The organism is Streptomyces sp. NPDC107521 (assembly GCF_055598485.1).
In genome coordinates, this window is sequence record NZ_JBVKAT010000016.1 from 53,441 (window position 1) to 77,112 (window position 23,672).

At 75.6% G+C, this 23,672-nt stretch carries 16 protein-coding genes; 8 read left to right on the forward strand and 8 right to left on the reverse strand.

Features of this window, described 5'->3' with window-relative positions:
* Nucleotides 1-145: 145 nt before the first annotated feature.
* Both ACZ7LB_RS22815 and ACZ7LB_RS22820 read right to left on the reverse strand, forming a co-directional pair.
* The gene (locus ACZ7LB_RS22815) at nucleotides 146-2,203 is read right to left on the reverse strand and encodes a SpoIIE family protein phosphatase (RefSeq protein WP_471470689.1); all 2,058 of its coding nucleotides are present in this window, start codon (nucleotides 2,201-2,203) and stop codon (nucleotides 146-148) included.
* A 684-nt stretch (nucleotides 2,204-2,887) separates the two neighbouring features.
* Nucleotides 2,888-3,298, reverse strand: a complete 411-nt coding sequence (locus ACZ7LB_RS22820; protein WP_471470691.1) for a hypothetical protein — start codon at nucleotides 3,296-3,298, stop codon at nucleotides 2,888-2,890.
* A 424-nt stretch (nucleotides 3,299-3,722) separates the two neighbouring features.
* Here ACZ7LB_RS22820 and ACZ7LB_RS22825 point away from each other — a divergent pair, with 424 nt between their 5' ends.
* Both ACZ7LB_RS22825 and ACZ7LB_RS22830 read left to right on the forward strand, forming a co-directional pair.
* Complete coding sequence (locus ACZ7LB_RS22825) at nucleotides 3,723-4,256, forward strand: glutathione peroxidase (protein ID WP_265296337.1); 534 nt, start codon at nucleotides 3,723-3,725, stop codon at nucleotides 4,254-4,256.
* A 116-nt stretch (nucleotides 4,257-4,372) separates the two neighbouring features.
* Nucleotides 4,373-5,290, forward strand: coding sequence for a MerR family transcriptional regulator (locus tag ACZ7LB_RS22830; RefSeq protein WP_471470692.1), 918 nt, complete (start codon nucleotides 4,373-4,375; stop codon nucleotides 5,288-5,290).
* Nucleotides 5,291-5,831: 541 nt separating this feature from the next.
* On the opposite strand, the gene ACZ7LB_RS22835 is transcribed toward ACZ7LB_RS22830, so the two are convergent.
* The 3 genes from ACZ7LB_RS22835 to ACZ7LB_RS22845 form a co-directional block, all read right to left on the reverse strand.
* Entirely contained in the window at nucleotides 5,832-6,023 is a 192-nt protein-coding gene (locus ACZ7LB_RS22835; RefSeq protein ID WP_161224033.1) for a DUF397 domain-containing protein, read from the reverse strand.
* Nucleotides 6,024-6,365: 342 nt separating this feature from the next.
* Nucleotides 6,366-7,223 (reverse strand): helix-turn-helix domain-containing protein, encoded by an 858-nt coding sequence (locus ACZ7LB_RS22840; protein WP_471470693.1) that lies wholly within the window; start codon nucleotides 7,221-7,223, stop codon nucleotides 6,366-6,368.
* Between the two features lie 460 nt (nucleotides 7,224-7,683).
* On the reverse strand, nucleotides 7,684-8,436 hold the full coding sequence (locus tag ACZ7LB_RS22845; RefSeq protein ID WP_471470695.1) for a GOLPH3/VPS74 family protein: 753 nt from the start codon (nucleotides 8,434-8,436) through the stop codon (nucleotides 7,684-7,686).
* A 372-nt stretch (nucleotides 8,437-8,808) separates the two neighbouring features.
* Here ACZ7LB_RS22845 and ACZ7LB_RS22850 point away from each other — a divergent pair, with 372 nt between their 5' ends.
* On the forward strand, nucleotides 8,809-11,553 hold the full coding sequence (locus ACZ7LB_RS22850; RefSeq protein WP_471470696.1) for a D-alanyl-D-alanine carboxypeptidase: 2,745 nt from the start codon (nucleotides 8,809-8,811) through the stop codon (nucleotides 11,551-11,553).
* 573 nt (nucleotides 11,554-12,126) lie between these two features.
* Nucleotides 12,127-13,821, forward strand: coding sequence for an MFS transporter (locus ACZ7LB_RS22855; RefSeq protein WP_471470836.1), 1,695 nt, complete (start codon nucleotides 12,127-12,129; stop codon nucleotides 13,819-13,821).
* A gap of 51 nt (nucleotides 13,822-13,872) precedes the next feature.
* Here ACZ7LB_RS22855 and ACZ7LB_RS22860 read toward each other — a convergent pair whose 3' ends face one another.
* Nucleotides 13,873-14,994, reverse strand: coding sequence for an ADP-ribosylglycohydrolase family protein (locus tag ACZ7LB_RS22860; RefSeq protein ID WP_471470697.1), 1,122 nt, complete (start codon nucleotides 14,992-14,994; stop codon nucleotides 13,873-13,875).
* 313 nt (nucleotides 14,995-15,307) lie between these two features.
* On the opposite strand from ACZ7LB_RS22860, the gene ACZ7LB_RS22865 reads away from it, so the two are divergent.
* Both ACZ7LB_RS22865 and ACZ7LB_RS22870 read left to right on the forward strand, forming a co-directional pair.
* Nucleotides 15,308-16,120, forward strand: coding sequence for a helix-turn-helix domain-containing protein (locus tag ACZ7LB_RS22865; protein WP_471470699.1), 813 nt, complete (start codon nucleotides 15,308-15,310; stop codon nucleotides 16,118-16,120).
* Complete coding sequence (locus tag ACZ7LB_RS22870) at nucleotides 16,117-16,305, forward strand: DUF397 domain-containing protein (RefSeq protein WP_471470700.1); 189 nt, start codon at nucleotides 16,117-16,119, stop codon at nucleotides 16,303-16,305. Before ACZ7LB_RS22865 ends, ACZ7LB_RS22870 begins: the two co-directional genes overlap by 4 nt.
* 77 nt (nucleotides 16,306-16,382) lie before the next feature.
* Here the strand turns inward: ACZ7LB_RS22870 and ACZ7LB_RS22875 are convergent, their stop codons facing one another.
* Together ACZ7LB_RS22875 and ACZ7LB_RS22880 are read right to left on the reverse strand one after the other, a co-directional pair.
* Nucleotides 16,383-16,946: a hypothetical protein gene (locus ACZ7LB_RS22875; protein WP_471470702.1), complete on the reverse strand. Its 564-nt coding sequence runs from the start codon at nucleotides 16,944-16,946 to the stop codon at nucleotides 16,383-16,385.
* A gap of 252 nt (nucleotides 16,947-17,198) precedes the next feature.
* Nucleotides 17,199-19,802 carry a bifunctional FO biosynthesis protein CofGH gene (locus ACZ7LB_RS22880; protein ID WP_471470704.1) on the reverse strand — a complete coding sequence of 868 codons (2,604 nt, stop codon included), beginning with the start codon at nucleotides 19,800-19,802 and terminating at the stop codon, nucleotides 17,199-17,201.
* Between the two features lie 425 nt (nucleotides 19,803-20,227).
* On the opposite strand from ACZ7LB_RS22880, the gene afsR reads away from it, so the two are divergent.
* The gene (afsR, locus tag ACZ7LB_RS22885) at nucleotides 20,228-23,179 is read left to right on the forward strand and encodes an SARP-family global regulator AfsR (RefSeq protein ID WP_471470705.1); all 2,952 of its coding nucleotides are present in this window, start codon (nucleotides 20,228-20,230) and stop codon (nucleotides 23,177-23,179) included.
* 211 nt (nucleotides 23,180-23,390) lie between these two features.
* A complete protein-coding gene (locus ACZ7LB_RS22890; protein ID WP_471470707.1) occupies nucleotides 23,391-23,591 on the forward strand; it encodes a hypothetical protein in 201 nt (66 codons plus the stop codon).
* Nucleotides 23,592-23,672 lie beyond the last annotated feature (81 nt).

Genomic DNA, 23,672 nt, shown 5'->3' on the forward strand with positions numbered 1-23,672 from the left:
CCGGCGGGGGACGGCGGGTCCGTCCCCCGCCGGCGGCCCGCACCGCTCAGGACGTCCGGGCACGGTGACGGTCGCGGCATCCGTGACGCCGCCCCGATCGCCCGCCGGCCCGCCTCCTTCGGCGGCCACTTGCGTCCGGGCGGGGTCAGCCGGCGACCCGGCCGTCCGTCACCCGCAGGGCGAGCATCGCCACGTCGTCGGGGCCGCCGGTGGGCAGGAGTGCGGCGAGGAGTTCGTCGCAGAGGACGCCGAGGGGCTGCCCGGCGACCGCGGCGGCGGCGTGGCGCAGGCGTTCCAGCCCCGTCCAGAGGTCCTCCTCGCGGCGTTCCACCAGGCCGTCGGTGTAGAGGAGGACGGTGGAGCCGGGCGGCAGGGGCTCGTGGGCGCTGGTCGGCCTCGGGTCGGGGACGAGGCCGATGAGGGGGTTGTCGGCACCGGTGAGGAAGCGGGCGGTGCCGTCGGGGTCGACGAGCAGGGGCGGCGGGTGGCCGGCGACGGAGTACTGGAGCCGGAGGCCGGAGGCGGGCCGTTCGACGCGGGCCAGGATGCAGGTGGCGATGCCCTCCGGGTAGAGGGTCTGCACGGCCATGTCGAGGCGCCGCAGGATCTCCCCGGTGGGTTCCTCCCGGTCCAGGGCGAAGCCGCGCAGCATGTTGCGCATCTGGCTCATGGTGACGGCGGCGGGCAGGTCGTGGCCCGCGACGTCCCCGATGGTCAGGACGACGGCGCCGTCGCGCAGGACGAAGGAGTCGTACCAGTCGCCGCCGACCTCGGCGCCGAGCACGCTGGGCCGGTAGCGGACCGCGATGTCCAGGCCGGGCACGTCGGGCGGGGCGGTGAGCAGGCTGCGCTGGAGGGCGAGCGCCACCTGCCGGGTGCGCTGGAACTCCAGGGCGTTGCGCAGCGGCACGTGGGCCTGGTCGATCAGGTCGCGCAGCAGGTCGATCTCGGGGCGGCCGAGGGGCTGCCGGTCGCCGGTGGTGGAGGAGACGAGCAGCGCGGCGGTGGTGCCGTCCACGACGACGGGGAGCAGGACGACGCTGTTGGCGCGCTCGGGCAGCCACGGGGTGTCCCCGGGCGCGGCCAGTCCGGGCGGGGGGTTCCCGGGCGGGAAGACGGCGTGCAGGGGGTGGCCCTGCTCGATGGCGCGCACCAGGGGGCTGCCGGGGGCGAGGTGCTCGGTGCGGTGCTCGGGCAGGTCGGGCAGCCCCTGGCGGGTGCGGGTGACGACGCGTTCGGCGGTCAGCGGGCTCCCGGGGGGCCGGTCGAGGCCCTGGGGCAGGAGGTAGACGCGGCAGGCGTCCGCGACGTCGGGGACGATCACATGGCTGAGGGCGTCGAGCATCTCCTCCAGCCTCCGGGTGTCGGCGGTGGCCGCGGCGGCGCGGGCCAGCAGCTCCTCCCGGCGGTCCGCCTGCCACTGCTGCTCGATGTCGGCGCTGGTGCCGACCCACTCGATGACGTTGTCGCCGTCGCGCACGGGGGTGGCGTAGATGGCGAAGTGCCGGTAGCCGCCGCCGGCCAGGCGCAGCCGGTAGACGTGGGTGAAGGTGGCGGGGACCTCGGCCATGGCGCGGCCCCAGGCCGTGATGATCGCGGCGCGGTCGTCGGGGTGGACGGCGTCGATCCAGCCGTCGCCGCGCAGCTGCTCCCAGGTCTGCCCGGTGACCCGCTGCCAGCCGGGGCTGGGCTCGCTCATCCCGCCCATGGGCCCGGTCACCCACACCATCTGCGACCCGGCGTTGACGAGGCTGCCGTAGCGGAGCAGGGCGCGGCGGCGCTGCTCCGCCAGGACGCGGATGTTCTGGGCGGCCTCGACCTGCTCGCTGACCTCGACGAGGACCGCCAGCACCCCGCGTTCGCCCTCGCCCAGGGCGGCCCGGGAGACGCTGAAGTTGAAGTACCGCGTGGTCTTCTCGGTCGAGCCGGGGTAGGAGAGTTCGATGGGGCCGGTGGAGACCTTCTCGGGGCGGCCGGTGGCGAGGACGCGGTCGAAGATGTCCCAGTAGCCGGTCTGCGCCAGATCGGGGAAGGCGTCCCGCAGCGGCCTGCCGAGCGGCCGGTCGCCGAAGGTCTCGCGGTACAGGGCGTTGGTGTAGGCGATGCGGTGCTCGGGGCCGCGGGCGACGACGACCGCCACGGGGGCCGTCTCGAACACCTCCAGCCCGATCGAGCTGGACGGCTGCTCCGTCTCGTCGCTCATCACGTGTCTCCCGCACCGCCGTCCCGCTGCCTGGCCGGCATCCTCGACCGCTTCCGCCCTTGTCAGGGTGAATGGTATGGATTGTCCGCCTGTTTGCCGTTGATCACCGCCCGCGGGCACGCCGGACGGGGGGCAGGGGCGCCCGCCCGGGGTACGGGGCGGGGGCGGGAGGTGGTCCGGGCGGACGGGTGGGCCGGGTGGCGGCCCGGTCGGCCCGGTGGGCGGGGGCGGGCGGGGCGGGCGGGGCGGGCGGGCAGGGGTCCGGTCGGCCGGGGTCGGCATCACCACGTCGCCGACGGGCCCACCGTACGGAGGCGTCGGCGGGCCCACCGTACGGAGGCCGGGCCGCCCCGGGGCGCCGCGCCCGGCGGGCGTGGTCGGCCGGCGGTGGCACGCGGCGGACGGGAGGCGGCGCGGGGCCCGGGACACGGCGGGCGGGAGGCGGCGCGGGGCCCGGACACGGCGGGCGTCCCGGGGTCCGCCGGAGGGCGGGGCCGGTGCGGGCGGCCCGGGTGGAGCGCCGGGTCCCGGCACCCCCAAGGGTCCGGTCGGGCCCCGACCGGCCTGTGCCGACGGCCGCGCCCGGGGTCCGTACCGGTGGCGACGCCCGGCCCGTGCCCGTGGCTCCGCCCGGCCTCGCGCCGGTGGCGACGCCGGCCCCGTACCGGTGGCCCCGCCCTGGCGTCAGTGACCGTGGCCGCAGGCCGTCCGCCTGCTCAGCGCCGCGTGGATCACCGTCGTGGCGAACCCGCAGCCGAGGAGGCTGCCCACGGCGACCATGCCGACGCCGAGGGCGAAGAGGCCGCTGGAGTCGTCCGACCAGTCGTAGGAGGCGGCGAGGGCCAGTCCGGCCGGAGGGCCCAGCACGGCCGCCGGGGCGAGGCGGCGCGCGGCGGCCCAGGCCAGCGGGGGCAGGAGGCTCAGGGCGAGCCCGACGACCTGCCAGGGCTCGTACGGACCGGACACGGTGCCGTCGGGACGGACGTCGTGCCGCTGGTCCCAGCCCAGCCAGGCGGCCCACATCGAGGCCGCGAACCCGGCCAGCACGAGGGCGGACAGGAGCTGGGAGGCGGGATTCCGCAGGGTTTCACGCATGGGTCCAGGGTCGCCGCGCGGCGGGGCGGCGGCCTGAGTCCGGGTACTCAGGTCCACCCCGAGTACCCGGCCGCCTCCGGGGCCCGGCGCACGGCACGGGCCAGCCGCCCCGGCCCCTCCCACCGCACCGCGCCGGACCGCGCCGGACCGCCCGCGGAGCGTGGCCGCGGAGCCCGTCGCCCGCACCTCCGGGGCACTCCCCGCCCCGGCGCCCGCACCCCGGGGTGCTCACGTGCCCGGCGCACCCCCGGCCCGGCGCCCGCACCCCCTGAGCACTCCCCGTCCCCGTCGACGCCCCGCGCCGCCGCCTCCTCAGCCCCTCCCCCGCGCACCCGGCCCCGCGCTGGGACGGCCCCGCCCGGACCGGCCGGAACGCACCACCCCGATCGCGGCGGGGACCCGGGGGAGGCCCTAGCATCCGACCATGACGACCTCAGAGAACGAGCGGAACGCGGTACCCGGCGACGCGCACTCCCCCCTCGGCGTCCCGATCGACGCCCTCCAGGGAGGCGGCGCGGACCTCCCGCAGTACGCGGGGCGGGTCGTGCTGGTGGTCAACGTGGCCTCCAAGTGCGGCCTCACCCCGCAGTACGCGGGACTGGAGCGGCTGCACGAGCGGTACGCGGCGCGGGGGTTCACGGTGCTGGGCGTGCCGTGCAACCAGTTCATGGGCCAGGAGCCGGGCAGCGCCGGGGAGATCGCGGACTTCTGCTCGGCGACGTACGGGGTGACGTTCCCGATGACGGAGAAGGTGGACGTCAACGGCGAGGAGCGGCACCCGCTGTACGACCGCCTCGTCGGCCACGCCGACGCCGAGGGGCACACCGGGGACGTCCGCTGGAACTTCGAGAAGTTCCTGATCGGGCGGGACGGCCGGGTCGCCGGGCGGTTCTCGCCGCGCACCGAGCCGGAGGCGGCCGAGCTGGTGGCCGCCGTGGAGGGGCTGCTGGGGGCCTGACGGTCCCGGGAGGTTGACCTTGCCCCTGGGGCAGGCCCGAGCCTCGTCGTCGCCGGGCGGAACAGGCCGCCCGGCGGCGGAGGCCGGCACGGCGGGAAGGGCGGGCGGAGCACGGCATGGGTGACGGCGCGCACGGCGGCACGGACGGCGGCGGGGGGACCCCGCCCGCCGAGGAGACCCTGACCATCGGGGCGTTCGCCGCGCGGGCCCGGCTGTCGCCCAAGGCGCTGCGGCTGTACGACCGGCTGGGGCTGCTGGTGCCGGACCGGGTCGACGAGACCACCGGCTACCGCTACTACCGCGCGGGCCAGGTCGAACGGGCCCGGCTGGTGGCGCTGTTGCGGCAGCTCGACATGCCGCTGGCCCGGATCGGCGAGCTGCTGCGGGCCGGGGGCCCGGCGGCGGTGGCGCTGCTGGACGCCCACTGGGCGGCGGCGGAGGCCAGGTTCGCCGGCCGGCGCACGCTCGCCGCGCACCTCCGCGGACGGCTGTCGGGAAGGGAGCCCGGGATGAACGGGTTTGGAACGGAAGCGGAGTTCGCGGTCGCGACGGTGGAGGTCCCCGAGCGGGTGGTGCTCACCGAGACGCGGCACACGCTGGTGGACGGACTGCCCGCGTGGATCGGCGCCTCGCTGGGCCGGCTGGAGGAGGCGGCCCGCGACTGCGGCGGGGTGGCGGGGGCGCCGTTCGTCGTCTACCACTCCGAGGTGTCGGCGGAGAGCGACGGCCCGGCGGAGTGCTGCGTGCCCGTGGCGGACGCGGCGGCGGCGCGGGCGTGGGCGGCGGAACGGGGCCGGGACCGGGGCACGGCCGTCCGGGTCCGGGTGGAACCGGCGCGGCGGCTGGCGTACACCAGGATCACCCGGGCCGAGGTGGCGCACCCCCGGCTGGCGGCCGCCTTCGAGGCCGTGGAGCAGTGGGTCGCCGTACGGGGCCTGTCGGTGGACGGGCCGTGCCGCGAGGTGTACTTCGCGGACTGGGACGCGGCGGGCCCCGACGACCCGGTGTGCGACGTGGCGTTCCCCGTGCGCTGAGGGCCGCCCCGCGATCCCGGCGGGCGCCCGGGTTTCCCGGGACGCGGGGCGTTCCGGGAAACCCGGACGGGGCGGTACCGGCACGGGCCCGGCCGGGTGCCCGCACGAGCGGGCGGCCGGGGACGGGGTCGACGCGAGGCGCCGACGCGTCACGGCACCACCGCCGACGCGCGCACGGGCCGGGTCCCAGGGCCTGTCCGACCATTGCCGTCGTCGCCCGTAGGGCGGTCGTGCGGCGTCAGGTGCGTGCTCTCGGCGCGCAGACCCCGGGCCTTCGTGCCGGACGTACTCGGGGCTGGGGCCGGTGCGTCGAGAGTGCGTGCATGGCGCCGTGAGGCAGAAGGGAATTGCCGGACGGGCCCTGGCGGCAGACCCCCGAAGAGTCCGGGAACGGCGGCCCGGCGGAGCCCTCCCGGCAAGGTCGGCGCACCGGCCGGGAGGGCACCGCCCGACGGCGCCGGAGGTACGGGTACCGGTGGTGCCGCACCGGGTGGCGCGGACACCGGCGGGTCGGGCGCACCGGCGTCACGTGGGACCGGGGTTACGCCTTGACCGAGGCCACGAAGGTGTTCCACGCCCCGGCGGGGAAGGCCAGCACGGGGCCGTCGGTGACCTTGGAGTCACGGACGGAGAGTGCCGCCACGACCGGGGACCTGACCTCGACGCACGCGCCGTTGCCCCCGGAGTGGGAGGACTTGATCCACGATTCCTGGGCGCCCTGAAGAATTGCCATGTCTGCTCCTCTGGCGAGTCTCTGAAGTGGGTCGCCGCGCCGCGGTCCGCCGGGCGGCGACGGCACGGTTCACGCCAACGTCGTGTGATCGCTGGTGTGAGGGACGCTACTCGCAGACCCCGCCAACCGGAGGAGTCATTCACCCGACCGGATGGCATATACCAAGCCGGCCTTCCAGTACGACCGGCCCGGGGTGTACCATCCCGCCGCCGTCACCCCGGCCCCACCGGACCCGGGAGCCGCTCCCGGCACGCGGAACGGGCCCCGGCCCCCTCCCGTACGGAGGGTGGCGCCGAGGCCCCGGTGCGGTGCGGACGGCGGGCGCGGGCCCGCCGGGGAGGGTCAGCGCGCGTACTCCTTCGCCATCTGCTCGACGAGCCGGCGCGACTGCTCGACGTTCAGCGCCTGCGCCCTCAGGTGCTCGTACATCACCGTGTACTTCTGCACGTCCTGCGCCTTCTCCAGGTACAGGTCGCTGGTGACGCCCTCGATGTAGACCACGCTGGAGTCGGCGGTGTCCGCGAACTCCAGGATGGAGTACTGGCCGTTGACCCCGGGATGCGCCCCGACGTCGAACGGGAGCACCTGCACCGTGATGTGCGGGAGCTGCGACATCTCCGCGACGTACTCCAGCTGTTCGCGCATGACCTGGCGGCTGCCGACCACGCGGCGCAGCGCCGACTCGTCGAGGACCACCCACAGCCGGAGCGGGTTGCTGTCGGCGGAGACGCGCTCCTGGCGCCGTATGCGCACCTGGATGCGCTTCTCGATGTCCGCGACCACGGTCTCCGGCAACGCGCCCTGGATCAGCGCCTCGGCGTACGAGCGGGTCTGCAGCAGGCCGGTGATGATCTGGGGCTCGTAGGTGCGCAGCGACTCGGCGTCGGTCTCCAGGCCGATGTAGACGCTGTACGGGATGTCGCCGAAGGCGTGCCACCAGCCCTGCTGGCGGGAGTCCTTGGCCATCTGCATCAGCGAGTCGACGACGCGCTGGTCCTCGACCTCGTAGACGTTGCACAGGTCGCGCACGTCGCGCTGGCTGATGCTGCGCCGCCCGTTCTCCAGGCGGCTGATCTTGGACTGCGAGACCAGCAGCCGGTCCGCCACCTCCTCCGCCGTCATGCCCTTGAGCTCGCGGAGCCTGCGCAGCTCCTGGCCCAGCCGGCGCCTTCTGACGGTGGGATTGACATGGGACGCCACGGAACGTGCACCTCCGGCTGCGTGACTCATCTTTGCCACTTTGCGTATCTGCTGCTGAGCAGACTGCCACCAAGGTGCGGCCCACCGCTGCCGAACGGCCGATGTGCCCCGCGTACACGCCAGTTCGGTCGGCCACTCCTCTCCGTGGGTTCCGCCGCCGTTGCGGCGGGCCGCGCCGCCCCGGGAGCGCCGCCCCCGCGCGGCGGACACGCCGCCGGGCGGGTACGGCCGCGCGGGACGGCGGAACCGTTTCACCGGGTCCGGGGGTCCGGAGGCCGGTCGGTTCCGCCGCCCCGCGCGGTTCTGCGGCTCCCGTCACCGGGTGCCGGGGGACTGGTGGTGCGGCGGTTCGGTACTGCGGTGGTACGCCGACGGGCGGGGCGCCCGCGGGCGGTTCGGGTGCGGTGCGGTCACCGCGGCCGTGGTGCGGCGCGGTGGGCCGCCGTGGTGGTCCGGGGGTTCAGTGGGCCACGGCACGCGCCATGGACCCGTGGCGCGGCTGCGCCGGAACCCCTCGGGCCGGCTCCGCGACGGGCCTGCCCGCCGCGGCCTGCCGGCCGGTGGCCGCCGGGCCCCGGCGCGGCTGGACCGCCGCGCCGTTCTGGACGTCCATCACCGCGTGCGCCACCAGGCCGCCCATGGGGTCGTGCCGGATGAGGTCCCGCAAGCGGGAGCGCGACGAACGTCCCTCGTTGCCCGGGTAGAGGTGCTTGCCGAGGCCGACCGCGTGGGCCAGCGCGGCGAGCGCCGCGGTCCGCGGGTCCGGTGGTACACCGGTGCGGATCGCCGAGTCCAGCCGGGACCTGATCTCCCGGCTGATCGCCGTGTCCGTCGCCTGGTAGCGAGTCGTCGGCAGCACCCCGCACATCTGGCCCTCGACGGCATGCACCATGCCGCACCGTTCCAGATGCGAGAGGTAGGTCTGGCGCAACCCCAGCCGGGGCCCGCCTATCCAGTTGACCGCCCGTACGGGAGCGCCGCGCCTTCGCAGCAGTTCCAACGCGCAGTCGAGTGTCGGATCTCCAGTCGGCCGTGGCACGACCACGGCGATACGATCCCCGTCTGGGGCTATCCGTCCGGCCAGCGCCAGCTCCACCAGCTGTGCTCCGGCCAGACCCAGATCGAGCGACTGCGGCTGCGCGGTGGTACCCGTGGCCGGGTCCAACGCCAGCAGCAGAAGCTCCTCCGGAAGTGTTCTGCGGCTCCTGCCCATCCATGCCTCCCCGCGTGGATGAATGACAGGGTGACCCCTCTCACATTGGTCTGTCGAGGGTGCGTGACCGGTTCGTAGTGGAACCAGTAGGTATGTCGTTCTCGTCTTCGGCGTGGGTTCCCCCCTTACACATGACACTGGTACATGGTTCGTTACCGCACGCGGGTCGTGCGGCGCATGGAGGAGGCATCGGTGGCGGGCGAGTCCCCCGAGAGGTCGAAGCAGCGCGGTACGCCTGAGGAGACGGCGTCGGAGAGCGCGGGTCCGGTTCCCGGGGCGAGGAACGGAGCGGGCGGGGCGGGCGACCCCCGTTCCGCCGTGGCGCGCGGGACCGACGGGGAGTCGTCGGCGTCCGCCGGGACGCACGGCGGCGTGGACACCGGCACGCGGGTGCTGTCCGTGCGCGAGGCGGAGGACCGCGAGGCGGAGGACCGCGAGGCGGAGGACGGGGACGGGGCGGACGTCCCGGCGGCCGAGGACGGGTCCGGGACCGGTTCCGGGGCCGGGACCGCCGGCAAGCCGGAGGCCGCGGCGGAGCCGGAGGCTGCGGCGAAGCCGGAGGCCGGGGCGGCGTCCGCGCCGGACCCGGCGGAGGCGACCGTGCCGGACCCGGAGCCGGGTGCCGCCCGTGGCGGCTCGGACGGTTCCGGTGGTCCGGCCCGGGAGCCGCGGAGCGAGGGCTCCCTCCGCGACGCCGTGGCCGCGTGGGTGTCCACGGCGGACAGGCGGACGGGCGGGAACGCGGGCCGCGACGACGCGGCCAGCGCCAACGGCACCGACGGCACCGACGGCGACGCGCGCGGTGCCGGGGACCGGGCCGACGGGCCCGGCGCGAAGCCGGAGGCGGAGGCCGACGCGGAGACGGAGGCCGGTACGAAGGCCCGCGCGGAGGCACCGCCGGCCTCCGACGGCGCCGGGACCGCCCGGGACACGCGGGGCGGCTCCGCCGTGGCGCCCGCCACCGGGAACGCCCCCGCCGACGACACGCCCGCCGGGAGCGCGCCCGCGAAGGACACGGCCGCCGACGACCGGGACGACACCGACGGCACGCCCCCGGCCGCCGACGGCCCCGCCGACGGGCGGAACGCCGACCGCGCCGACGGGGGCGACGAGGGTGGCGCCCAGGACGGACCCCCCGCGACGCCGGGGAACGCCTCCGGCGGCACCGGTGACGTGCGGCTGCGCGAGGCCGTCGCGGCATGGGTGTCCACGGCCGACAAGAGGCCGGCCCCCTCCGACGGGGCCACGGCCGGCACCGGCGAGGACGCCGACGCAGACACCGGCACCGACGGCGAGGGCGGGAGCGCCGGGACCACCGGGAGCGCGCGGACCCCCGGAGCCCCCGGCCCCGCCGAGGGCACCGGCCCCCGGACCGCCGACGACGCCGACGACACCGACGCCGACGCCGACGGTGGGGACGAGGCCGACGACGCCACCGCCGACGCCCCGGGCACCGGCGACCGCCACGTCGACCGGCCCACCGCCGTCTTCAAGACCCTGCGGCCCTCCCGGCCCTCCGTCGACCAGCCGACGACCACGCTGAAGATCGGCGACCTCGGCAGGACGGCCGGGGAGCCGGGGACCGACGGCACCGGACCGGACGAGCCCGGGGCCGGGCGGAGGCCCGCGCCGGGCGGCGACCGCGGCAGCCGGTTCGTCGCGCTCAAGGACGACCCGGCCACCCAGCGCCCCTCCACGCCCCCGTTCGGCCCCGGACACCCCGTCGGTCCGTTCGGCGCGCCCCAGGCGCCCCAGCGGCCGCAGGGGCCCCATGGCGGCCCCACCACGGCCCTGCCGGGGCCCGGCGCGGAGCACACCCGGCAGCAGCCGATGCCGCCGAAGCCGCCGCTGGACCTGCTGGCGGAGCTGACGAACACGCCACCGCCCCCGGAGACCCCGCTGCGCACGACCGTGCGCCGGGTCAAGATCTGGACGCCGGTGGTTCTGCTGCTGGTGATCGTCCTCGGGGTGGTGCAGTCCATGCGACCGCTGCCCGCCCCCGCGCTCGACCTCACCGCACAGGACAGCTTCACCTTCGAGGGCGGCAAGCCGGAGATCCCGTGGCCCTCCAGCGGACAGGCCGCGCTGGATGTGGAGGGCATCGGGACGTTCGGCTCGTCCGGCGAGCAGAAGGCCGTGCCGATCGCCAGTGTCGCCAAGGTCATGACCGCGTACGTCGTGCTGCGCGACCATCCGCTCAAGAGCGGCGCCGCCGGCCCGATGATCGGGATCGACCAGGCGGCCCAGGACCAGGCGGGGGTCAAGGACGAGTCCACGGTCCACGTCTACCGGGGCGACGAGATCTCCCAGCGCGAGGCCCTGGAGGCCATCCTGATCGCGTCGGCGAACAACGTGGCCAGGCTGCTGGCCCGCTGGGACGCCGGATCGGAGGAGGCGTTCGTGGAGAAGATGAACGCCGCCGCGAAGGACCTCGGCATGACCGACACCACGTACACCGACCCGTCGGGCCTGAACGACACGACGGTGAGCACGGCTGTGGACCAGGTCAAGCTGGGCAAGGCCGCGATGAAGTCGCCCGCCTTCCGCGAGGTCGCCACGATGATGTCGTACGACGACTACAAGGGCGTCAACCACCCCAACTGGAACCAGCTGGCCGGCCACGACGGCGTCGTCGGGATCAAGACCGGCACCACCACCTCCGCGCTCGGCAACCTCCTCTTCGCCGCGAAGCAGGAGGTCGGCGGTGAGACGCGGACCATCGTGGGCGCCGTGGTGCGCCAGCCCCGCGGCGGGAAGGACAACACCATCCTGAGCGCCGCGCTCACCTCCAGCGACGTGCTGATCCGGGCCGCGCAGGACGCGCTGCGGTCGTCGACGATCCTGAGGAAGGGCGCGGTCGTCGGATACGTCGACGACGGCCTCGGCGGCCGTACTCCCGTCATCGCCACCAAGGACGTCAAGGCCGTCGGCTGGGCCGGGCTGACGGTGGAGCTGACGTTCACGGCGGACGAGGTGCCGCACAGCGCGCCCGCCGGGACCAAGGTCGGCACGCTCACTGTCGGCGACGGCACCAAGGGCGCGGTCAAGGTGCCGGTGGCGCTGGAGCGGGATCTCGTCGAACCGTCCTTCACGGACAAGCTGACCCGGGTCGGCTGACCGGGTACGCGCGCCCGGGGGCCGCCCGTGAACGGGAAGGCGGCGCCCCGGGGGTGCGTGCTAGCGTCACGAGACGGTGCGGGCCGCCCTCCCGGGGAACGGGGACATGAGCACCACGGGACGGGACGCGGCCGGACAGCGGAGACAGGATCACGGGAGTGCCTTCAGGTGGCCACTGCGGAGCCGACACATGCCGACGACGCCGAACCGGGCCAGCGGGGCGGCCCGCGTCCCCGCGTGCCAGGACCCCGCGGGAGCGCCCGTGCCGCTGACGACGACGGCGCCGCTCACGTGAGCCCCGGCGAGGCGGGCGCGGACCCGGCGGACCCGGTGACGGGGGCGTCCCCCGTGCCCTCCGCGACACCCGCCGCCGCGGGTTCCGGAACCACCGCGACCGGACCGGGCGCCACCGGCCCCGGCACCGCCCCTGCCGGCACCGCCACCGACACCACCGCCGGCATCGGCACCGCGGCCGCCGGAGCCCCCGGGACTTCCGGGACCCCCGGCGACCCCGGCTCCCGCCCCGTCGCCCCCCGGCGGGCGACCGCGGCCGTCCTGGCCGTGCGCGCGCGCATGCTGCGCCACCCCGTGCTGTCCGTCACCGCCCTGGCCGGGATCCTCCACATCGTCTGGTTCTTCACCTTCGCGAACAGCGGCGGCGACCTCGCCGCGCAGGACGCGTGGGCGGAGTTCGTCGGCCGCCACCCGGACTCGGCGTACAACCTGGCCTGGTACGGCGGCATGCACCCGGTCTCGTACAGCGTGGTGTCGCCGTATCTGATGTCGCTGCTCGGCGTCCGCACCACGATGATGATCGCGGGGACCCTGTCGGCCGGGCTGCTGACGATGATCCTGATCCGCGGCCGGGTGGTGCGCAATCCGCTGTGGGCGACGCTGGCCGGCCTGTTCGGGCTGATGGGCAACGCGGTCTCGGGCCGGGTCACCTTCGGCCTGGGCATGATGTTCGCGCTGGCCGCGGTCGCGGCGGTGTTCTGCTGGCCGTACCGCTGGCGCCACAAGCGCTGGGCGAAGGCGCTGTGCGCGGCGCCGCTGGCCGCGCTGTCCACGATGGCCTCGCCGGTGTCCGGCCTCTTCGTGGGCCTGGTCGCGGTGGCCCTGTTCCTGCAGAAGCGCCGCCCCGGCGCCTGGGCCCTGGGACTGGCGCCCGCCGCGGTGGTCGCCCTGTCGTCGTGGCTGTTCCCCTTCTCCGGCACCCAGCCCATGTCCTTCGCCTCGGCGGCCCTGCCGCTGCTCTACGCGGGGCTGGTCCTCGCGCTGGTGCCGTCCTCCTGGTGGACGGTGCGCATCACCTCGGCGGTGTACGGGCTGGGCGTGCTGCTGGTCTGGCTGATCAGCTCCCAGATCGGCTCCAACATCACCCGGCTGGCGATGCTGTTCGCCGGGGTGGCGCTGGCGGCGGCGCTGCCGTTCACGGTGCCCCGCTCGCGCAAGTGGTACGCGACGGTGCTGGCGCTGGTCGGCTTCGGCGTCTGGATCGGCTACAAGTCCGTCGACGACGTGGTGCACACCACCCCGGCCGCCTCCTGGGCGCGCGAGCTGGCACCGCTGGTCAACGAGTTGCAGGGGGTCGGCGCCGCCCAGGGCCGGGTGGAGGTCGTCCCGGCCCGCTCGCACCGCGAGGCCTCCGCGCTGGCGCCGTACGTGAACCTGGCCCGGGGCTGGAACCGCCAGGCCGACATGGAGCGCAACCCCCTCTTCTACGACGACACCCTCAACTCGGCGAACTACCACGACTGGCTGCGCCGCTGGGCGGTGCGCTTCGTGGTGCTGCCCAAGGGCGAGCCGGACGGGGACGGCGGCCAGCGCGAGCGGGAGCTGGTGCAGCGCGGGCTGCCGTACCTCCAGCAGATCTGGGGCGACGCCAACTGGCAGCTCTTCCGGGTGACCGACCCGACCCCGCTGGCCGAGCCGGACGCCGAGGTGCGCCGCGCGGAGCAGGGCGAGTGGACCATCGACGTGCGGGAGCCGGGCCGCATCCTGGTCCGGCTGCCGTACTCGCCGTGGCTGAGCCTCGTCGGGCCGGACGGCAAGAAGCTCCAGCCGCCGCAGGAGACGGAGGAGTCCCGGAACGCGCCCGAGGGCACCCCGAAGACCTTCGACAACGTCGACGGCTGCCTCATGGAGACGGAGGAGACCGCCGAGGGCGACAAGTGGACGACGCTGCTCGCGCCGGAGGCGGGCACCTACCGCCTGGCCGCGCCGTACACCGTGCCGCGCGGCACGCCCTGCCCGGACGAGCTGAAGTAGGCGGGAGGCCCGCGGGCGGGCCCGGGCCCTCGGGACACCCGGGCGGCGGTTTCAGGCCCTCGGGTAGCGGGTGAGCCAGCCCGGGGAGGAGCCGGCCGGGCCGTGCAGGGCCGGGCCCTGGGTCATCTCCATGGCGAAGTCGTCGGCCAGTTCCAGGATCGTCGGGCGGCCCTCCAGCTCGGCCAGCCAGGCCGGGGGCAGGGCCGTCTCGCCGTGCAGGGCGCCGAGCAGGCCGCCGGTCAGGGCGCCGGTGGCGGCGGAGGGCCCGTCGTGGTTGACGGCGAGCCGCAGCCCGTGGCGGACGTCCTCGCCGACGAGGGCGCAGTACACGGCGGCGGCGACCAGCCCGTGCGCGGTGCCCTCACCGGCCAGCTCCGCCACCCGCCCGGGGGTCGGCAGCCCCTGGCGCACCGCCCCCAGGGCCCGCTGGAGGGCGTCCGACACGGGTTCGTGGCCGGTGCGGGCGGCCAGCAGGGCGAGGGCCCGCCGCACGGCCCCGTCCGGGCTGTCGCCGCGCGCCAGCCCGTGCACCACCACCGCGTACGCGCCCGCCGCGAGGTATCCGGCGGGATGGCCGTGGGTCTGCACCGCGCACTCCACGGCGAGCTGCACCACCAGATGGGGCTCCCAGCCGACCAGCAGTCCGAACGGCGCGGAGCGGGCCGCGGCCTCCGGTCCCCGCTCCCCCGGGTTCCGGGGGGCGTCCGGGGTGCCCATCGTCCGGTCGCCGAAGCCCAGCAGCAGGCAGCGCGGCGCGTCCCGGCGGGCGTAGAGCCACTCCTCGCGGGCCAGCCAGCCGTCGTCCTCGCGCCGCTCGTCGGGGCCCCAGTCGTGCTGGGTGGCGATCCAGCGCCGGTACGCCCGGTGCAGGTCGGTCGGGGGGTGCCAGGCGCCGGTGTCGCGCCGCACCTGGGCGCGGATCAGGCCGTCTACGGAGAACAGGGTGAGCTGGGTGAGGTGGGTGACCGCGCCGCGCCTCCCGTGGGCGGGGGCGACCGGGCCCGCCGGTCCCTCGGGGCCGTGCGCCTCCCGGATGCCGTCGAGGTCCATGCGGTCGACGGGCGCCCCGAGCGCGTCCCCGAGGGCCGCCCCGAGCAGCGTCCCGCGCACCCGGCTGCGGAAGTCCTGCTGCTCGGCACGCCCCCATACGGCGGCCCCGGCTGTCGTGCCCACCTGACCTCCCCGAGGCACCGCGCGTACGTGCGACGCGAGCACTGTAATCGACCGGGGACGGCGGATTCAGGGGGGAGAATGTGGCGAATCCGTGGCGCCCGCGCACCGTCCCGCCGCACGACAGGTGACGGCGCCCGGCCGGGGGCCCGCGGCGCGCTCCGTTCCCGGGGTTCACCCCGAGGGGGCCGGATTTCCGGCTCCCGCCCCCGGCGCCGCCCGCCGGTCCTACGCTGAGCGGCCAGGACCCCGGTACCAGGCGTCACCGCACGGGTGCCCACCGTGGTCGCGGGGCGGGCGCCCCGGGGAGGCAGGCATGGAGGACGAGGAGGCCGCGGCCGTACTGCGGACGGTCGGCCGGCAGATCAAGCTGTGGCGCGAGGCGGCGGGCATGAACCAGCCGGCCCTGGGCGCCCGGATCGGCTACGGCGGCGACATGGTCTCGGCCGTCGAGCGCGGCCGGCGCATCCCGAAGCCGGACTTCCTGGACGCGGCGGACGAGGTGCTGCGCGCGGGCGGGATGCTCTCGGCGATGAAGAAGGACGTGGAGGAGGCCCACTACCCGAAGAAGGTCCGAGACCAGGCCAAGCTGGAGGCCGAGGCGGTCGAACTCGGCGCCTATGCGGGGCACCACATCCATGGTCTCTTGCAGACACCGGACTACGCACGCGCGTTGTACGCGATGCGGCGGCCGGCGTTCACGGAGGAGGAGGTCGACAACCACGTCGCCGCGCGGATGGCCCGCAAGGCCGTCTTCGACCGCACCCCCCGTCCGATGCTCACCTTTGTCCAGGAAGAGGTGACGCTGCGCAGGCCGCTCGGGGGAAGAATGGTGCTACGGCAGCAGCTCGAACACCTGCTGGAGATCGGGGGGTTGAGGCACGTGGAGATCCAGGTGATGCCGACGGATCGCGAGGACCACGCGGGGATGGCAGGCCCTTTCCAGCTTCTCAAGCTCCGAGCCGGCAAGACGCTCGGGCACGTGGAGGCCCAGTTGCACAGTCGGCACGTGAGCGATCCCCGGAACGTGCAGATCCTCGAAATGCGCTATGGAATGATCCGGGCGCAGGCCCTCACCCCCCGCGAGTCACTGACCTTCATCGAGAAAGTCCTGGGAGAAGAGACATGACCCCCGCCCTGGAGTGGTTCAAGAGCAGCTACAGCAGCAACGACGGCCCGGAGTGCGTCGAGGTCGCCATGGCCGACACGGCGGTCCACGTCCGCGACTCCAAGATCCCCGACACGGCGCGCCTCTCCTTCACAGACGCGTCCTGGACCGGGTTCCTCGGGTTCGCCGGCGGCCACGCGGACTGACGGACCCGTCGGCCGGGTCGCGGCCGGAGCGGGTCCGGGCGTACGCGGGCCGGGGCGGCTGGTGTCCGCCGGGCCCGCTACGCGACGACCGTGACCGTCGTGCCCTGGGTGCCGAAGGCCCAGAGGGCGTCGCCCGCCTTCTTCGGGAGGCGGATGCCGCCGGTCGTGCGGCCCTCGGCGGAGGGCGGGGGCGAGGAGCCGTCGACGGCGTTGGAGAAGGCCACCCAGACGCCGTTCCGCTGGGCGAAGTAGAGGATCTGCTCTATTCGGACGCCGTCGGAGCCCGTCGTGGGCTCCTCGCGACGGGTGCTGATCCGGTACGTGCCGGGGCCGGGGTCGACGGTGCCCGGCCAGACGGCGAAGGAGTGGCGCGGGGTGTCGCTGGCGTCGATCAGCCAGACCCGGTCCTGCGCCAGCGAGTAGACGATGCGCCGTCCGCTTCCGGAACCGTCCGGGGCGGGGGGCGGGGCCGTCTCCTTGGGGGCGGGGTGCGCGCCCGCCGAGGCCGCCGGGCGGGGCTTGGCGACCGGGGCGGTGGGGTGCGGGCCCTGGTCCGCCTTGACGGCCAGGAAGCCCACCGCCGCCACCGCCCCCACGGTCAGTCCGGAGACCCAGGCCCACGAGGGAAGTCGGGCAGGCACGGGCACGCATCTCCTCAGCTACGACATCCCCGAAGGACTCGGGGTCGGATCATCCTACTGGGACGGGACCCCCGCTCCCCGTGCCCGCCGGGACACCGCCCCCGGCCCCGGCTTCCCGGTTCCGGCCGCGCGGCCCGCGGCCGGGCACCCCGGCCGGGCGGCGGGTCCGGGGCGGCGTCCCCGCTGCCCCGGACCCGCCCCGGGCCCGGCGCTCCCGGCCCGGCGGCGTGCCCGGCGCTCCCGGCCGTGCCCTCAGTCCAGCACCGGCAGCAGCCTCGGCAGATGCCCGTCCGAGGCGGCGGCGACGCGGCGGCGCTCCTCGGGGACCTCGCCGTAGAGGGTGGTGCGCGGCCTCGCCGGGCGGCCCGCCGATTCCGCGATGCCGATCAGGTCCCGGACCGACTTGTAGGAGCCGTAGGACGAGCCCGCCATGCGCGAGATCGTCTCCTCCATCAGCGTCCCACCGAGGTCGTTCGCGCCCGAGCGGAGCATCTCCGCGGCCCCCTCGGCGCCCAGTTTGACCCAGCTCGTCTGGATGTTGGGCACCCAGGGGTGCAGCAGCAGCCGGGCCATGGCCGTGACCGCGCGGTTGTCCCGGGCGGTGGGGCCGGGGCGCGCGATGCCCGCCAGGTAGACCGGGGCGTTGGTGTGGATGAAGGGCAGGGTGACGAACTCGGTGAAGCCGCCGGTGCGCCGCTGGATGCCCGCGAGGGTGCGCAGATGGCCGAGCCAGTGCCGGGGCTGGTCGACATGGCCGTACATCATCGTGGACGAGGAGCGGATGCCCAGCTCGTGGGCGGTCTCCACGACCTCCGTCCAGGTGGCGGCGGGCAGCTTGCCCTTGGTCAGGACCCAGCGGACCTCGTCGTCCAGGATCTCGGCCGCCGTCCCGGGGATGGAGTCCAGTCCGGCCTCCTTCGCCGCGGTCAGCCACTCGCGGACGGAGAGCCCGGTGCGGGTCGCGCCGTTGACGACCTCCATGGGGGAGAAGGCGTGCACATGGATGCCGGGGACGCGGGCCTTCACCGCGCGCACGATGTCGAAGTACGCCGTGCCGGGCAGGTCCGGGTGGATGCCGCCCTGCATGCAGACCTCCACGGCGCCCACCTCCCACGCCTGCTGGGCGCGGTCCGCGATCTGGTCGAGGGAGAGGGTGAAGGCGTCGGCGTCGGTGCGGCGCTGGGCGAAGGCGCAGAAGCGGCAGCCGGTGTAGCAGACGTTGGTGAAGTTGATGTTCCGCGTCACGATGTAGGTGACGTCGTCCCCGGCCGCCGCGGCGCGCACGTCGTCGGCGATCCGGCACAGGGCGTCCAGGGCGGGGCCGTCGGCGTGCAGCAGCGCCAGCGCCTCGTCGTCGGTGAGCCGCCGCGGGTCGTCGGCGGCCGTGGCCAGGGCGCCGCGCACATCGGTGCCGAGGCGTTCGGGGACCATGCCGGGGGCGGCGGCCTCGCGCAGGGCCGCCCAGTCGCCGTAGACCTCGTCGAAGTCCTCGCGGCGGTCCCCGGTGCGGCCCTCGGTGTCGATGGCGGTGTGCAGGTCGGTGCGGCCGGTGGCGGTGAAGACCTCGTCGGGCTCCTGCCAGGGGCGCCCGACGACCACGGCGTCCGGGCGGGCCAGGCCCGTCTCCGGGTCGGCCAGCGCGGCCACGTGGGGGCGCAGCCTCGGGTCGAGCCACGGCTCGCCGCGCCGCACGAACTCCGGGTAGACGCAGAGCCGTTCGCGCAGCGCGAAGCCGGCCGCGCGGGACCTGGCGGCGAGTTCCTCGATCCGGGGCCAGGGGCGCTCGGGGTTGACGTGGTCGATGGTGAGGGGGGAGACGCCGCCCCAGTCGTCGATGCCGGCGCCGATCAGCCGCTCGTACTCGGAGTCGACGAGGTTGGGCGGGGCCTGGAGGCAGGCGGAGGGGCCCATGATGAGCCGGGCGACGGCCACCGCGGCGACCAGTTCGTCCAGTTGCGCGTCCGGCATGCCCCGCATCGCGGTGTCCGGCTTGGCGCGGAAGTTCTGGATGATGAGTTCCTGGACGCCGTGGTGGGCGCGGGCGATCCGGCGCAGCGCGAACAGGGACTCGGCGCGCTCCTCGGGGGTCTCGCCGATGCCGATGAGGATGCCGGAGGTGAAGGGGACGGAGGAGCGCCCGGCGTCCTCCAGCACCCGCAGCCGCACGGCGGGTTCCTTGTCGGGGGAGCCGTGGTGGGGACCGCCGGGCTCGGACCAGAGGCGGGTGGCGGTGGTCTCCAGCATCATGCCCATGGAGGGGGCGACCGGCTTGAGGCGCTGGAAGTCGGTCCAGGTCAGGACGCCCGGGTTGAGGTGCGGCAGCAGGCCGGTCTCCTCCAGGACGCGGATGGAGACGGCCCGCACATAGGCGATGGTGTCGTCGTAGCCGTGGGCGTCGAGCCATTCGCGGGCCTCGGGCCAGCGGTCCTCGGGCTTGTCGCCGAGGGTGATCAGGGCTTCCTTGCAGCCGAGCGCGGCGCCCTTGCGGGCGATGCCGAGGACCTCGTCCGGGGAGAGGAACATCCCGTGTCCCGCGCGGCGCAGCTTGCCGGGGACGGTGACGAAGGTGCAGTAGTGGCAGGTGTCCCGGCAGAGCCGGGTGAGGGGGATGAAGACGCTCTTCGAGTAGGTGATGACGCCCGGCCGTCCCGCCGCCTCCAGGCCGGCGTCCCGGACCCGGGCGGCGGAGGCGGTCAGATCGGCCAGGTGCTCGCCGCGCGCCCGGAGCAGCACCGCGGCCTCGGCCGTGTCGAGGGCGACACCGTCCCGGGCGCGCCTGAGGGCGCGACGCATGGAGTTCTCGGTGGGGCCGGAGGAATCTGCGGGCCCGTTCCCGGAATTCACGGAAGTCGTCATTCGTCGAGCATACGAGCGGGGCACCCGGCCGGGTCGCGGGCCGGGAGGCGGGACGCGGAGTCCCCGCGGCACGGCGGGAGCGACCGCCGGGGGACGGGGCCCGCGACCCCGCGTCCATGGATGTCGCACCGTCAGTCCTCTGCCTACGTAGTCGAGTTGACGCCCCCGGTCCCCAATGACCCGTCTCCGCGCAGGCGATGACAGCCGTCCCGTCGGTGCGCGGACGGGAGCGCTCCCCCGTGGCCGCCACCCGCCCGCGCCGTTCCGCCGGGAGGGCCCCGGCGGGCGGGCGCGCGGCCCGGCGCGGAGGTCCGCGACGGCGGGAGAGCCCGTGAGGGACCTGTGATCGGCGTCTCCCACGGCTGACGAGGTCGGCATGAACAAGGCAAACTGACCTCGTTGCTCAGGAAGCCTAGGGGGACTGCATGGACGGTGTACCGCGCGTACCGGAGCAGCGGAGCCCCGGTACGGCCGCGCTGCGCTTCGCTGTCCTCGGGCCCGTGCGCGCCTGGCGCGGGGAGGAGACGCTGCCCACCGGCTCTCCCCAGCAGCGCGCCCTGCTCGCCGCGCTGCTGCTGCGCGAGGGCCGCACGGCGACCGCGCCCGAGCTGATCGACGCCCTCTGGGGCGGGGAGCCGCCGTCGCAGGCGCTCGCGGCGGTGCGCACCTACGCGTCCCGGCTGCGCAAGGTGCTCACCCCCGGTGTGCTGGTCAGCGAGTCGGGCGGCTACGCCGTGCGCGGCCTGGCGGACGGCACGCTGGACCTCGCGGTGGCGCAGGAGCGGGCCGCCGAGGCGGAGAAGGCCCGGGCCGCCGGGGACCTGGCCGGGGCCCGCGAGGAGCTGTGCCGGGCGCTGGCGCTGTGGGACGGCGAGGTGCTGGCGGGGGTGCCGGGACCGTACGCGCGGGCGCAGCGGGTGCGGCTGGAGGAGTGGCGGCTCCAGCTCCTGGAGCTGCGGCTCGAACTGGACCTGGAGCAGGGCCGGCACTCGTCCGCCGTCTCGGAGCTGACCGCGCTGACGGCGGAGCACCCGCTGCGGGAGCGGCTGCGCGAGCTGCTGATGCTGGCCCTGTACCGCGCCGGGCGGCAGGCCGAGGCGCTGGCGGTGTACGCGGACACGCGGCGGCTGCTCGCGGAGGAGCTGGGCGTGGACCCGCGCCCGGAGCTGCGGGAGCTGCAGAACCGGGTGCTGCGGGCCGATCCGGCGCTGGCCGAGCCCGCGGAGCCGTCCGGGGAGCCCGCGGCGGTCCTGGTCCGCCCGGCGCAACTGCCCGCGACGGTACCGGACTTCACCGGGCGGGCCGCCTTCGTGCGGGAGCTGGGCGAGGTGCTGGCGTCGGCATCCGGCAGCGCCGCCGAGGGCCGGGTGATGGCGGTGTCCGCCCTCGCGGGCATCGGCGGCGTCGGCAAGACGACCCTCGCGGTGCACGTCGCCCACCAGGCGCGGGCGGCCTTCCCCGACGGGCAGTTGTACGTCGACCTGATGGGCGCCGGGACCGGCTGGGCCGAGCCGGAGACGGTGCTGGGCTCCTTCCTGCGGGCCCTCGGCACGGCCGACTCGGCGATCCCCGACTCCCTCCAGGAGCGGGCGGCCCTGTACCGCTCGGTGCTGGACGGCCGCCGGGTGCTGGTGCTGCTGGACAACGCCCGGGACGCCGCCCAGGTGCGCCCGCTGCTGCCGGGCACCGACGGCTGCGCGGCGCTGGTGACCTCCCGGGTGCGGATGGTGGACCTGGCCGGGGCCCATCTGGTGGACCTGGACGTGATGGCGCCGGACGAGGCGCTGGCCCTGTTCACCCGGATCGTCGGCGAGGAGCGGGTCGGCTCCGAGCGCAAGGCCGCCCTCGACGTGGTCGCGGCCTGCGGCTTCCTGCCGCTGGCCATCCGCATCGCCGCCTCGCGGCTCGCCTCCCGGCGCACCTGGACGGTGTCGGTGCTGGCGGCGAAGCTGGCGGACGAGCGGCGCCGGCTGGACGAACTGCAGGCCGGGGACCTGGCGGTCAAGGCCACCTTCGAGCTGGGCTACGGCCAGCTCGAACCGGCGCAGGCCCGCGCCTTCCGGCTGCTGGGCCTCGCCGACGGCCCGGACATCTCCCTGCGGGCCGCGGCCGCCGTGCTGGACCTGCCGGTGGAGGACACGGAGGACGTGCTGGAGTCCCTCGTGGACACCTCGCTGCTGGAGTCGGCGGCGCCGGGCCGCTACCGGCTGCACGACCTCGTCCGCCTCTACGCCCGCTCCTGCGCGGAGCGGGACGAGCACCCGCCGAGCGAGCGGGCGGCGGCGCTGTCCCGGCTGCTGGACTTCTACCTGGCCACGGCCGCCGCGGTGTACGCCATCGAGCGGCCAGGGGACCGGCTGGTGGACGGGCTGGCGGCGACCGAGTACCCGGGGCTGGCCTTCGCCGGGGCCCCGGCGGCGCTGGACTGGCTGTACACCGAGGCGTCGGCGCTGCTGGCCTGTGTGCGCCAGGCGGCCGGGACGGACCGGCTGCGCCGCGCCGTGGACCTGCTGTGGGCGGCGAAGGACCTCACGGAGTCCGGGGCCAACTCGCACCAGTACGAGACCACGGCGAGGGCGATGTGCGAGGCCACCCGCGCGGCGGAGGACGGCCGCGCCGAGGGACGGGCGCGGACGGTGCTCAGCGATGTGCTGCTGGTCTCCGGCCGCATCCGGCAGGCGGAGGAGCAGGCCCGCCGCGCCATGGAACTGGCGCGCTCCGCGCGGGACTCGACGGCCGCGAGCTGGGTCGCCAACAACCGCGGCCTGGTCTGCCTGCACCAGCGCCGCTACGCCGAGGGCAAGACCCTGTTCGGACAGGCGATAGCGGGCTTCCGGTCGACCGACAACCGGGCCGGGGAGGCCTCCGCCCTGTCCAACCTCTCCCGTGCCGAACTCTTCATGGGCAACGTCGAGGCGGCCGTGGACATCGCCCGCCAGGGGCTCGCCGTCTACGCCGAGCTGGGCCGGACCATGCGGCTGGCCAACGGCCACTTCGCGGTGGGCGTGGCGCTGAGCCAGGGGGGACGCCACGACGAGGCGCTGGCCCAGTTCACGGAGGCGCTGGACCTCTTCGGCGTCCACCGGCAGCGGCTGTGGGAGGGGGCCACCAACTACCGTCTGGCGGAGGTGCACCTGAGCGCCGGGCGGCCCTCGCCGGCCGCCCAGCACGCCGAACAGGCCCTGGCCCTGGGGTGCATCGGCGGCGACCGGATGCGCGGCAACGTGCTGGTGCTGCTGGGGCGTGCGCTGTCGTCGCTCGGGCAGGCGGACCGGGCGCGGGCCTGCTGGCGGGACGCGCTCGGCCTCTACGAGCAGAACGACGCGGAAGAGGCCGCCGCCGTACGGGCGTTGCTGGCGCGCACCGCCACGGGGTGACCGCGGGGCCCGCGGGCGTGCCGCGGGCGTTCAGCGTTCGTTTATCTCCGTCCGGCACGCTGGTCCCTGTCACGCCGTCGCGTCGGGGGGCAGGCGGAATGACCAACGGGCCGGCCGGTTAGGGTGCGGCTCCCACGCCCGTCCGGTGGCCCATCGGGGGAGCTTCCGGGCGGGCGTTGTCAGCCCCATCGCAGATTCAGGAGCGAAGCCCATGAGCGACACGCCGAAGGACGAGACGATCCGGAGCCTGGACAACCACATGCCGGCCCCACCGCCCGGCAAGGAGCCGGTGATCGTGCCGCCCGTCCCGGAGACCCCGGCCGATCCGGCCGAGCAGCCGCCGGTCCAGGCCATCCGGACGATGGACAACCACATGCCCGCCCCGCCCGCCCTGGGCCGGGACGGCAAGTAGACCTTCTCCGCACGGGGGAACGGGGGGATCACGGGGGAGACGGTCGCGGCGGCGCCAAGGGGGAGCCGCCGCGGCCGTCGG

Bases quoted from the DNA above. Each gene is read 5' to 3' on its own strand.
- ACZ7LB_RS22815 (WP_471470689.1), bottom strand. From the start codon at position 2,203: ATGAGCGACGAGACGGAGCAGCCGTCCAGCTCGATCGGGCTGGAGGTG.
- ACZ7LB_RS22820 (WP_471470691.1), bottom strand. From the start codon at position 3,298: ATGCGTGAAACCCTGCGGAATCCCGCCTCCCAGCTCCTGTCCGCCCTC.
- ACZ7LB_RS22825 (WP_265296337.1), top strand. From the start codon at position 3,723: ATGACGACCTCAGAGAACGAGCGGAACGCGGTACCCGGCGACGCGCAC.
- ACZ7LB_RS22830 (WP_471470692.1), top strand. From the start codon at position 4,373: ATGGGTGACGGCGCGCACGGCGGCACGGACGGCGGCGGGGGGACCCCG.
- ACZ7LB_RS22835 (WP_161224033.1), bottom strand. From the start codon at position 6,023: ATGGCAATTCTTCAGGGCGCCCAGGAATCGTGGATCAAGTCCTCCCAC.
- ACZ7LB_RS22845 (WP_471470695.1), bottom strand. From the start codon at position 8,436: ATGGGCAGGAGCCGCAGAACACTTCCGGAGGAGCTTCTGCTGCTGGCG.
- ACZ7LB_RS22855 (WP_471470836.1), top strand. From the start codon at position 12,127: ATGCTGCGCCACCCCGTGCTGTCCGTCACCGCCCTGGCCGGGATCCTC.
- ACZ7LB_RS22865 (WP_471470699.1), top strand. From the start codon at position 15,308: ATGGAGGACGAGGAGGCCGCGGCCGTACTGCGGACGGTCGGCCGGCAG.
- ACZ7LB_RS22870 (WP_471470700.1), top strand. From the start codon at position 16,117: ATGACCCCCGCCCTGGAGTGGTTCAAGAGCAGCTACAGCAGCAACGAC.
- ACZ7LB_RS22880 (WP_471470704.1), bottom strand. From the start codon at position 19,802: ATGACGACTTCCGTGAATTCCGGGAACGGGCCCGCAGATTCCTCCGGC.
- afsR (WP_471470705.1), top strand. From the start codon at position 20,228: ATGGACGGTGTACCGCGCGTACCGGAGCAGCGGAGCCCCGGTACGGCC.
- ACZ7LB_RS22890 (WP_471470707.1), top strand. From the start codon at position 23,391: ATGAGCGACACGCCGAAGGACGAGACGATCCGGAGCCTGGACAACCAC.